The sequence below is a fragment of the Polaromonas sp. AER18D-145 genome, from assembly GCF_002379095.1.
Classification (GTDB): Bacteria; Pseudomonadota; Gammaproteobacteria; order Burkholderiales; family Burkholderiaceae_C; genus Polaromonas.
Map to the genome: position 1 here is coordinate 1 of NZ_NBZV01000074.1, position 11233 is coordinate 11233.

General features: G+C 62.0%; 7 protein-coding genes. 1 reads left to right on the top strand and 6 read right to left on the bottom strand.

All coding sequences use genetic code 11. From position 1 onward, the window contains the following. Positions 1–150 precede the first annotated feature (150 nt). The 6 genes from B7G52_RS22185 to B7G52_RS22210 form a co-directional block, all read right to left on the bottom strand. A complete protein-coding gene (locus B7G52_RS22185) occupies positions 151–6291 on the bottom strand; it encodes an Hpt domain-containing protein (RefSeq protein ID WP_096699840.1) in 6141 nt (2046 codons plus the stop codon). Between the two features lie 57 nt (positions 6292–6348). Next, the gene (locus B7G52_RS22190; protein ID WP_096699841.1) at positions 6349–8616 is read right to left on the bottom strand and encodes a methyl-accepting chemotaxis protein; all 2268 of its coding nucleotides are present in this window, start codon (positions 8614–8616) and stop codon (positions 6349–6351) included. A gap of 30 nt (positions 8617–8646) precedes the next feature. Then, positions 8647–9177, bottom strand: a complete 531-nt coding sequence (locus tag B7G52_RS22195; protein WP_096699842.1) for a chemotaxis protein CheW — start codon at positions 9175–9177, stop codon at positions 8647–8649. 23 nt (positions 9178–9200) lie between these two features. Continuing rightward, positions 9201–9566 carry a response regulator transcription factor gene (locus B7G52_RS22200; protein ID WP_096671278.1) on the bottom strand — a complete coding sequence of 122 codons (366 nt, stop codon included), beginning with the start codon at positions 9564–9566 and terminating at the stop codon, positions 9201–9203. After that, positions 9566–9964 carry a PleD family two-component system response regulator gene (locus tag B7G52_RS22205; protein ID WP_096699843.1) on the bottom strand — a complete coding sequence of 133 codons (399 nt, stop codon included), beginning with the start codon at positions 9962–9964 and terminating at the stop codon, positions 9566–9568. Before B7G52_RS22205 ends, B7G52_RS22200 begins: the two co-directional genes overlap by 1 nt. Before the next feature lie 78 nt (positions 9965–10042). Beyond that, positions 10043–10216, bottom strand: coding sequence for a rubredoxin (locus B7G52_RS22210; protein WP_096671274.1), 174 nt, complete (start codon positions 10214–10216; stop codon positions 10043–10045). A 122-nt stretch (positions 10217–10338) separates the two neighbouring features. On the opposite strand from B7G52_RS22210, the gene B7G52_RS22215 reads away from it, so the two are divergent. Further along, the coding region (locus B7G52_RS22215) for a bifunctional hydroxymethylpyrimidine kinase/phosphomethylpyrimidine kinase (protein WP_240523585.1) at positions 10339–11233 on the top strand (895 nt) is incomplete at its 3' end.

An 11233-nucleotide genomic window follows, 5' to 3' on the forward strand; every position in this document is an offset into this window, starting at 1 on the left:
TGAGTACGTGAATTTGGTATCGTTCTTCTCGGGTCAAGTGTTTGTAGGTCATGGTGCTTCGTTGAGACTGGCTGGTCACAAAGAGCCCATCCTATTGACTCTTGGCCCACCCTATTTCTGAACGTTGCACTTCGTACTTGAATCCGCCCTTTATGAAACTGCGGCTTCTGCGCTGCAATAGTGGCGAATCAGGCTGAGCAACTCATCTTCGGCATAAGGTTTGCCCAGGTAATGATCGACCCCGAGTTCCTTGGCGTGTTCGCGGTGCTTCTCGGCAATGCGCGAAGTGATCATGATGATCGGCAAATCGCTCAGACGGACATCGCCGCGGATGTTGCGCGCCAGGTCAAATCCGTCCATGCGCGGCATTTCAATGTCGGACAGAACCACCGTGGGACGCTCATCCTGCAGGCGTTCCAGCGCCTGCAGGCCGTCGGCAGCCATGGAGACCCGATAACCCTCACGCTGCAGCAGGCGCTGAGTCACGCGCCGCACCGTGATCGAATCGTCCACCACCAGGATCAGCGGAATCTGCGGCGTCGCCGGGACGGGCGAGGAGACGGACAAACCGCGCCCGTCGGCAGCGCCCAATTGCTCGAGCATGTGCGGCTCGGCACTGTCGGAGCTCCAGGCGCGCGCCTGCTGCCCGTAAACCGATGCGAGTGCGACGGGGTTGTAGATCAGGACAACGGCGCCCGAGGCCAGCACCGACATGCCCGCCAGACCCGGCAAGCGTGAAAGCTGCGGGCCCAGGTTTTTGACCACCACCTCCTGGTTGCCCAGCACCTCGTCGACGTGCAGGGCCAGCCGCTGCGCGGCACTTCGGAAAATGACGACCGGAGCGGTTTTACCCTGGGGCTCGCTGCTCATGCGGGAGGCCTGCAGCAAGGCACCTGACCAGAAAAACGGGACCGCTTCGCCGGCGACATCGAGCACGCCGCTGTTGTAGGCCTGCTGCAAATCCTTCGCCGAAATCCGGCGCACGGTTTCGACCACGTTCGCGGGCACACCGACAGAAGAGCAGCCAGCGCGCAACATCACCACCTGCGTCACCGCCGTGGTCAGGGGCAGCACCAGCTTGAAGTTGGTTCCCTTGCCGGCGACAGTGCTGGTTTCAATCCGGCCGCCCAAGGCGTTGACCTCGGAGCGCACCACGTCCATGCCGATACCCCGGCCGGAAAGCTCGGTCACGTGCGACGCCGTACTAAAACCCGGCATGAAAATCATGTTTGCCGCCTCATCGTCACCGATCTGCTGGCCCGGAGCCAGCAGGCCAGAGGCCGTTGCCTTCTCCCGGATACGCTCCAGGTTGAGGCCGGCGCCGTCATCGCGGAATTCGACCGACACGTCATTGCCCGACTGCTGCAGGCTCACGGTGATCAGGCCACTGGGGTCCTTGCCCGCGTCGGTGCGGGTCTGGATATCTTCAATGCCGTGGGCCACACAGTTGCGCAGCAGGTGTTCGAACGCCGGCGTCATGCGATCCAGCATGCCGCGGTCCATCTCGATCGTGCCGCCCTGCAGGTCCAGCCGGACCTGCTTGCCGGTTTCCTTCGAGGCCTGGCGCACCACGCGATACAGGCGCTCGGAAATACCCTCAAACTCCACCATGCGGGTGCGCAGCAGATCGCGCTGCAATTCGCGCGTCTGGCGTGCCTGGGCGATCAGATCGTCCTCGGTCGCCTCCACCGTACGCTGCAAGGTGCGCTGGACGGTCGCCACGTCGTTGACCGACTCGGCCATCATGCGGGTCAGCTCCTGCACGCGCGTAAAACGGTCGAACTCGAGCGGGTCAAAACCGAGCTGCGCTTCCTTGGCCTGCTGCAGGCGCGACTGCATCTGCGTTTCAGAATGCATTTCCACGTCCCGCAGCTGCGCACGCAGGCGGTTCAAGTTGCCGCTCAAATCGTTGAGCGAGCCGCGCAACTGGTTCAGTTCTGCTTCCAGGCGCGACCGCGTGATCATCACCTCGCCGGCCTGGTTGACCATGCGGTCCAGCAGCTGTGAACGCACGCGTATCGAACCCGAAGCCGCCGGACGCAAAGGTTGCAGTGCGGTGGCCTGGGCCATGGACATCATGACTTTGCGCGAGCCCGGCTCGGCTGGAACGGCGGGCACGGACTGCGACGCCCCGGCCGTCTCCTGGGTATCCGGTACCGGAGCACCCGCCGCTTCGGCGGCAGGGGAAAGTGGTGCCAGTGCTTCCAGCGCCTGGGTTGCCTCGCCGGGATGGCGCAGGGCCTCAAAATTGGCCTGCATCGCGTCAAAAGTGGTCAGCAGCGAATCAAAATCCTGCGAGGCGGCGGCATCGGAGCCCATATGCTCAATGTCCGACTCGATGCGGTGGGCCATCTCGCCAAGCCGCATGGCGCCCGCCAGACGTGCACTGCCCTTGAGGGTGTGCAGGGCCCGCAACACTTCGTTGCGTGCGCCATGGTTGTCGGGACGGGCCGACCATTGCCGCAGGGCGCCGCCCAGTTGAGGCATCAACTCGGCACCTTCTTCTTCGAAGATCGGAAACAGATCCGGATCGATGGCGTCGACCGCGTCGATCTCGTCATCCATGTCTTCACTGAACGCTGCGGACGCAAACGATGCAGCCGCTGCAACCGGCACAGCCGCAGGGATGGCAAGTGCCACCGGCACCGCAGCGGGCGCGGCGGCAACAGGGGCAGCGGGCACGACCTTGACGGTCACCGAGAGGGAACGTTCCTGTGCAGGAATGACCGTGCCCGTGGGCGGAACGCCGGCAGGCGACACTGGCGCTGCCGGAGGGGCCGCTGCAGAAACTGCTTCCTGCAATGCCGCGGGACTTTCAGCAGCCTCCGGGCTGGGGATGACCATGGAAGCCTCACTGGCTTCGTCGTCAAAATCAATTGCCCGCAATGCCTGAAGAATCCCGGAATCCGGCTGCTTGAGAAAGCCGGCTGCAAACTGATGCAGCAGGCGCCGGATGTCTTCCGCTGCATCAATGAACAGCCGGTTGTGCCTGCCGCTGCTTTTCCCATGCTGGCTTTGCGTCTGCTGCAAGGCGTTCTCCAACGCGCGTGCCATTTCAGACAGGGCTTCGAATCCAACCGTCGCCGAACTGCCTGCCAGCGAATGGGTGAGCGCCAGCGTGGAATCGCCAATGGGGCGGTCGCGCTCCATTGTCCATTCCGTGACCTCGGTGACCAGCCGGCGTGACCATTCGTCAGCTTCATTGAGGTATACGTTGTAGAGCGGAATGCCAATACGCAACGACCCGATCACCTTGATCTGTTCATCCCCAGCCGTTTCGCCGGATAACGCGTCGTCGGAAGGATTCTCGAAGGATGCAGTCGGCGCCTCTTCCCGCGCAGTCGCTGTGGGCGGGATCTCAAGGTGCTCCGGCACGGCAAAGACAAAATCATCCGTGACACCTGTCACCGCCGATTCGGGCAGGGCCGCCGAAGCCCGAACAGGCTCGTCCTCCACGGCAGGCTGACCCAGAAAATGCACGTCAAAATCACTGGCCGACAATTCCAGCGGTTCGGCCTGTTCAGCGGGCGCCGGATCAGCGAAGTCCAGCTCAAACACGATTTCTGAAGGAGCAGCCTGCGCTGCGATCGGCAGGTCTGCAGCGGGTCCTGACAAGGCCGCCAGGCTGTCAAAGTCGATACCCTGTATATCCGCCAGCGCTGGGGCCACCGGCGCGGCGGGCTGCAGATCCATCACGAAATCGAAATCCAGATCCGTGCCCTGCACCACTGGCAAAGAGGCCAGGTCCTGCCCTTGCGCAACAGGAGAAGCGACACTCGCTGCAGCAGGCGCCTGCGGCACAGCAGGCTGCTGGATCGGGCTGAAACGCCCCTGCTCCCGCATCGCATCGGCACCGGCACGAAATGCGGAGGACGTCCACGGCGTCTCACGGCTGGAGGCGATGTCCTCGATCCAGGCAGCAAACCCGTCCATGGCCTGCACGCACAATGTCCGGAACTCTTCACTTGAAGGCTTCTGCTCGGCCAGCCAGCCATTGAGCATTTGCTCCATGGCCCAGGCGGCTTCACCAAATTCGTTGAGCCCGACCATGCGGGAGCTGCCCTTGAGCGTATGGAAAGCCCGACGCAATATGGTCAATTCGCCGATGTCTCCCGGCTCAATGGCCAAGGCGGCGAGCGCAGCCTGCGCATGGCCGGCCACTTCGCGCGCTTCCTCCAGGAAGATGTCGCGCAAGTCGTCTTCCTCGAAATCGTCGGCGCCGGTGGCCGATCCCGCCGGGGCAACCTCTGGCGCAGCAACCGGTGCAGCAGCGGCCACCAGACTGGTCAGGGAACCGGCATTGGACTGCGGGCCCTGGCCGGTAACGGCCAGAGCAACATCACGGGCGGTCTGGGCAAGTGCAGGCTGGTCAGCCAGCGCCGCATGGGTTGCCAGAACATCGAGCTTGACGCTCAGACTTTCGGCGGAATCGCCTGCCTGGGCATCCTGAACAACGGACAGCACCTCCTGGGACAACTCGTTGTTGACCGTTACCGCTGCGGCTACATCCTGCGCGGTGTGAATGCGCCCCATCAAGGGCTTGAGTTCGCCCTTGACATCGTCGTACACAAAAAGCTTTTTTGCCAGTGCAGGCTGGTAATTGAGCATGTCGATCAGAAAGCTCAATGCGCCGAGGTTGTTGCCCAGCTGCTCGAAGGTTCCGGAAGTACGCGCCAGCTGTTCGTCCACTTCGGTCACCAGCATCTGCTCCACACTCTCGCGCATGCGCAGTACCGCCTGAGCGGCCTGATCCAGCCCCAGCACGGACAACACACCGCGCATCTGTGAGAGCTGGCCCGGAACCGCGACAAGAGCCGTTTTTTCCTGGGGGTTGCGGAAGAACACATCCAGCGATTTTTCAAGCTCGCTCAGCGAAATGCGCAGTTCGCCGACCACGCTGCCCATGGTTTGTTTGTCGCTGACGCGCCGGTACAGCTCTTCCATCCACGATTCAAGCGGCTGTGCCTGGCCACCGCTTCGCGCGCTGTCGAGCCGCTGGGCCAGCCGGGCCGTCCGGATCGCCAGTTGCGGATCGGCGGGATCCAGGTCCTCAAAAGCAGCCTCGAGGTAGAGCACGGCCGTGGCCACCTCCAGCGCCAGCTCGATTGGAGGCGCCTGCCCGGAGCGAACCGTCGCGTCAATCACCTGCGACAGCGCAGTGGCCAACGGCTCACTGGGCGGATGCAACTTGACCAGGGAGTCGGTCACCAGACTGAATTGGTCAGCCAGCGTCTTGAACTTGCTCACGTCCCCCGCCGTCAGCGAGGACCAGGTTTCCTTGGCCGAAACAATCCGTTTGCGGGCCTGGGCGAGCAACGCGGGGTCGAAACGGCCAAACTGGACCGCCTCGTAGTCAACCGGCTTGAACCGGGTCAGCCCGTAGCTGGCGCGAATGGCCGACAGGACAGGCGTATCGGCAGCATGGGCCGCCACGGCCTGCGAGCAAAAAAACAGCAGATCCTGGGCCAGTCTGTCCGACGCATCGGTGCCGCCCTTGGCAAAGGACGCATATTGCAGAAGCACGCGCGATGCGGCGCGTTTGACGTAGAGATCCACCTTCAGCAAACCATAAGCCAGCGCTTCAAAATAACCGGCTGCGATTTTCCAGAAAGCCCGGGGCTCGCCCGCAGACTCGGCTTGGGCAAACCCCAAGCACATATCCCTGAAGCTCTGTGCGGCCTGCGGGTCGCCCGTACGCATGATTTTCAGGATCAACTGGTCCAGCGACTGCCTCGACGCATCATCGTAAGCGGCTGCATGAACGGTGACCGCCAGCGCCGGGTCCATCCAGCGCCATTCATACATCCAGAGATCGGCCGGATGAATGCGGTCCGCACCGACCAGCCCCTGAACATCACGGTACTGGGGGAACAGCGAGACGGCAGACACCGGCTTGTCGGCCAGCACCCCTTCGAGGTATTCGGTCAAGGCGAAACTGGCCTGTTCGACCTTGGCCGCCGCCTCCTGACTACATTGCTCCGGCCGCTGGACAAACCGCTGCACAGCGGCCTCCATCGCGCGCAGCAACAGCGCGGGGGCACCCAACCCAACCATCTCCAGCGCACCCACGGCCTGGTGCAACTGCTGACGTGCGATACGCAACTGGCTGGCGTCAAGGGCCGCGAGGTCGGAGCCACGTGCCAATTCGGCGTCACGCACGAACCGCTTCAGGGCCTTGGCAGCGCCGTCCAGGGATTTTCGAAGTTCGTCCAGCACCCACGCCAATGGACCCAGATCATTCACGGCCAGGTCGAGTTCGGCAGGAGATGAATTCGGAGCATTCGATTGCATAGATGGCAGGCCGGTTCAGAAATCGGAGGTCACGGACAGGAAAAAATCAGCGATGCGTCAGGCGATCTTGAATCGCGAGACGGACTGCCTGAGTTCTTCGGCCATGCGGGACAAATCCCGCACCTGCTGCGCAGTGGATCGCGTGCCTTCTCCGGTTTGCTCGGTCACCGCAAAAATGTGCTGGATGTTGCCGGCCACCACGTTGGCCGATTCCGCCTCTCTGGAAGCCGAGTCGGAAATCTGCTCAATCAGATCAGCCAGCCGGCGTGACACCAGGTCAATTTCGGACAGTGCGGTACCGGCGCTGTCCGACAGTTTGGCCCCTTCGACCACACCCTGCGTGGAGCGCTCCATGGCGGCCACCGCATCCTGTGTATCGGTCTGAATGGCTTTCACCAGCGCAGAAATCTGGCGCGTGGCATCTGCGGAACGCTCAGCCAGTCGCTGCACCTCCTCGGCAACCACCGAGAATCCGCGGCCGGCTTCACCAGCGGACGCGGCCTGAATGGCCGCGTTGAGCGCCAGCACGTTGGTCTGTTCGGTAATGTCCGAAATCAGTTCGGTGATCTCGCCAATCTCCTGGGAAGACTCACCGAGTCGCTTGATCCGCTTGGAGGTTTCCTGGATCTGGTCGCGGATGGAGTTCATGCCGCCAATGGCGTTTTGCACCGCCTGCAAACCCGATTCGGCGGCGGTCAGCGATTGACGCGCCACCTGGGAAGATTCCTGGGCCTGGGTGGACACCTGGTTGATTCGGGTCGCCATGTCGAGCACCGACTGGCCGGTTTCGCGAATTTCCCGCAGCTGCTCGGTGGACGCTGCCAACAGCTCGGTCGAAGTGCTTTCCACCTGGGCCGTGGTTTGCGCCACCCGGGTTGCCGTGTTCTGCACGTTACCTACCAGCTGGCGCAACTCTTCCACCGTGTAGTTCACCGAGTCAGCAATGGCGCCGGTGATGTCTTCGGTCACGGTCGCTTCCTGGGTCAAGTCACCTTCAGCCACTGTCTGCAACTCGTTCATCAATCGCAAAATGGCGGCCTGGTTGGCGTCATTGACGCGCTTGGCGTCCTGCTCCATGCCTTTGGCTTCCAGCCGCTGATTTTCCGCAACACCCTGGCGCTGCCGGCTGTCAAGCACCTGCAAACGGGCTAGGCCTGCCGCGCAAAGCAGTGCAAAGGCAGCAGCAGCAGCCAGCGTCGCCAGCGCGCCGACACCCAAACCGGTTTGTGACGACAGCTTGCCCTGGATGTCTTCCAGACCCCGGCGCAAAGGCTCGCTGTCGGCAATGATCGACGCCTGGGCCTCACGAGCCGACACCAGACCCTGCAAGTTGCCCAGAATCGCACCGGCCTGCACGCGGGTCTGCTCATACAGCGCCATCAGCGCCTCAAGCCGTTCGCGGGTCTGCGGGTCCTTGGAACCCGCCAGACGGAGCTCGGGGCTACCCTCCTGCAGGCCCTGTGCAATTTCCTTGAACGAGTTCAAATCCTTGCCCAGCAGGAAAACGGCTTCGGGACTCACGCCTTCCATTGTCAGGAATTCGTTGGCGGATTTACCGATACGCTGGGTCAACATCACCAGCTGGCCGGCCGCAGAAATTTCTGCGGGCGCCGCGTTCTGCTGGAGCTTGAGCGAAGACACCGTCTCGGCAATTTCAAGCAGATCCGACGACTGCCGGTTGATGGTGCGCAGCGCGTTACCCACCTGCGTCAAAATCGCCTGCTGGGCCATCACGGTTGATGCATTTTTCTCGGCGCGTTCCATCAGCGGCGTCACGGTGTCGACATCCGGCTGCAGGGGATCGGCGACCGGTTCCAGGCGCAGGGACTCATCGCCCGACCTCAGGCCGCGCACGGTTTTGGCCAGAACGTCAGAACTTTCACGCACGTCCGGGAAAGCCTGGGCACTGCCCACCAGAGCCTGGGACACGGACTTCGCGAGCCGCTGCGACTGCATCAGCGACTGCCCGGTGGCGGCCACCTGCTGCGCGACCCTGTCCGCCTGGTTCAGTGCAACAAAAGTCACGGAACCGAGCACCACGACCGCGAAAGCAAGCAAGATCACCAGGATCCGCTGGTGCTCGCCCATGGACCGCCGGCCCAGGACCGGCAAGGCCAGCGTTTCGACATTTTCTGAACCGTCCTCGGCGGACTGGCTTTCCGGACCGTCACCCAGGCGCGCCATGGCGGCCGAACCACCCGAAGCGTCCATGGCCCCCGTTGCCAGGGGATCCACCGACATGTCCAGAGAGACACCATCCATGCTGTCCTCGGGCGGCGCAGACTTTGTTTTGAACAGCTTCTGAATATTTTCGACAACAGACATGGTGAGCCTTCCGGGAAAAACGTGATAGCGCTAGGCGCTGATGGTCAAAAAATGGGCTTGTTGCGCCAGCAACTGCAGATTGATTTCCTGCCAATGCACACCGTTCGAATCCACATAGCTGTGGCCGAAAAACTCCGGCGCGTCCGACGATCTTTCGGCAAAGTCCGTGAACGCTTCCGGATTGCGCAGGCCGGCCAGCTTGTCGATCTGCAAGGCGCAATTGATCTCCAGAGCGCTGTTGAGCGCCACCAGCCGCGACTCGGTGCGCGCCAGCTCACTGCGCGCCGGTGGCATTTTGCCGGTCACAAAACTCGCCAGATCCACCACACCGTAGAGGCCACCACGCAGATTGGCCACCCCGGCAAACCAGGCTTGCGTGTAGGGCACATTCTGGGCACTGACCCAGGGAAAGATTTCTCCGGACTGATTCAGGGGGAAGAGGTATTTCCCGCCCCCTGCCTCAACGGCCAGCCAGGACGCCGAAACACCCTGGGTCTTGGCCGCCTTCAGCCTGTCGGCGAGACGGCTTTGCAGTTCTCTAAGTGCTTGTCGGTTGGCCATGCTTTAGCGGGATCGGTGCGGGATCAGCCCAGCGCCTTGATTTTGGCCATCAGGTCGTCAGCATCCACCGGTTTGGTGATGTAGTCCTTGGCGCCCTGCCGCATGCCCCAGACGCGGTCGGTTTCCTGATTTTTGCTGGTACACATGATGATGGGCACGTCTGCGTACAGCGGGTCCCGGGTAATGGCGCGCGTCAGCTGGAAACCATTTTGCCCGGGCATCACCACGTCCATCAGGATCAGGTCGGGCTTTTCCTCGGCCAGCCGACGAAAGGCGTCTTCCGCGTTCTCGGCGGTTTTCACGGCAAACCCTTTTTTGCCCAGCAGGTCGGTCATGAACATCAACTCCGTTTTAGAGTCATCCACAATCAGAATCTTTTTAATCGCCATCACGCTACTCCTTGTTTTGCGCTACCCAGCTCCTGAACGGTGTGCAGCAACTGGTCTTTGGTAAATGGTTTGGTCAGGTAGTCTTGCGAGCCGACCATCCTGCCTCTTGCCTTGTCGAAAACACCGTCCTTGGAAGACAGCATCACAATCGGCACATTGGAAAATTTCGGGTTGCGCTTGATGATGGCGCAGGTCTGATAGCCGTCGAGACGAGGCATCAGGATGTCGCAGAAGATCAGGTCGGGCAGGTAGTCATTGACTTTGGAGAGCGCGTCAAAACCATCCTCGGCCAGCAGGACCTCATGGCCGCCCTGCTTCAGGAAGATCTCCGCGCTGCGCCGGATCGTGTTGCTGTCGTCGATGACCAAGACCTTGAGACCCGAACTGGTAATACTCACTGACTGTGCTCCTTGAACCGCGCCGCCGGCCCGGCACTGCCCACTGCGCGTTTTTGTTTAGACACCTGGCTCGGCCATTCAGATTTGAACCATTTCGAAGTCTTCCTTGCGCGCACCGCATTCAGGACAGGTCCAGTTCATCGGCACCTGGGCCCAGGGCGTGCCCGCCGCAATGCCATGTTCCGGCGCGCCGGTTGCTTCGTCATAAATCCACCCACAAATTAAACACATCCAGGTCATTGATTGAGTCACAGCTTAAGTTGCCTTCGAATAGAATGCAACAATTGTATCGAGGCGGCGTTGCTTATTCGCTTACGAGGCAAAATTCCAGCCCTATGGCAAACCCCACCCCCACTCCTCTGGATACCCCGCAAATGGAAACAGAGGACAGCGAAACCTCTCCCGCTTGCGTGATGAGCTTCAACGCCAATGACCCCAGCGGCGCTGGCGGCCTGACGGCCGACATCAGCGCCATCACGTCCGCCGGCGCCCATGCGCTGGCGGTCGTCACCGGGGCCTATGTGCGTGATACGGCCGAAATTTTCGATCATGTTTCCTTTGATGAAGAGGCAGTCACCGAGCAGGCCCGCACGGCGCTGGAAGACATGCCGGTCGCCGCCATCAAGGTTGGTTTTGTCGGAAGCCCGGAAACCATCAGCGCGATCGCGGAAATTGCGTCGGACTATGCCGATGTACCGCTGATAGCCTACATGCCCAACCTGTCATGGTGGGAAGAAGAGGCGATCGACAGCTACCTCGACGCTTTCCGTGAACTGATGCTGCCGCAAACCACGGTGCTGGTGGGCAACCACAGCAGCCTGTGGCGCTGGCTGCTGCCGGACTGGACCGGTGACAAGAGCCCGTCGGCACGTGATATCGCCAAGGCCGCTTCCGAGTTCGGGGTGCCGTACACGCTGGTGACCGGCGTGCCCCTGCCCGACCAGTTCATTGACAACGTGCTGGCCACGCCACAGGCCATTCTCTACAGCGAAAAATTCGAGCGTTTCGAGGCGGTGTTTGCCGGCGCCGGCGACACGCTGACGGCCGCCCTGACGGCGCTGCTGGCCAACGGCCACAACCTCCAGGCCGCCACGGCCGAAGCCCTGACCTACCTCGACCACAGCCTGGACGCCGGCTTTCACCCCGGCATGGGCAATATCGTGCCTGACCGGCTGTTCTGGGCCCAGGCCGAAGACGACGCCATGGACGCTGACGACGAAGGCAGCGATCCGGGTGCCCCCCTGCTCCCCCTGCCCCCCTTTGACCTAC

Excerpts from the sequence above, each read along its gene's own strand:
- B7G52_RS22190 (WP_096699841.1), bottom strand. The coding sequence starts at position 8,616 with ATGTCTGTTGTCGAAAATATTCAGAAGCTGTTCAAAACAAAGTCTGCG.
- B7G52_RS22200 (WP_096671278.1), bottom strand. The coding sequence starts at position 9,566 with ATGGCGATTAAAAAGATTCTGATTGTGGATGACTCTAAAACGGAGTTG.
- B7G52_RS22185 (WP_096699840.1), bottom strand. The coding sequence starts at position 6,291 with ATGCAATCGAATGCTCCGAATTCATCTCCTGCCGAACTCGACCTGGCC.
- B7G52_RS22195 (WP_096699842.1), bottom strand. The coding sequence starts at position 9,177 with ATGGCCAACCGACAAGCACTTAGAGAACTGCAAAGCCGTCTCGCCGAC.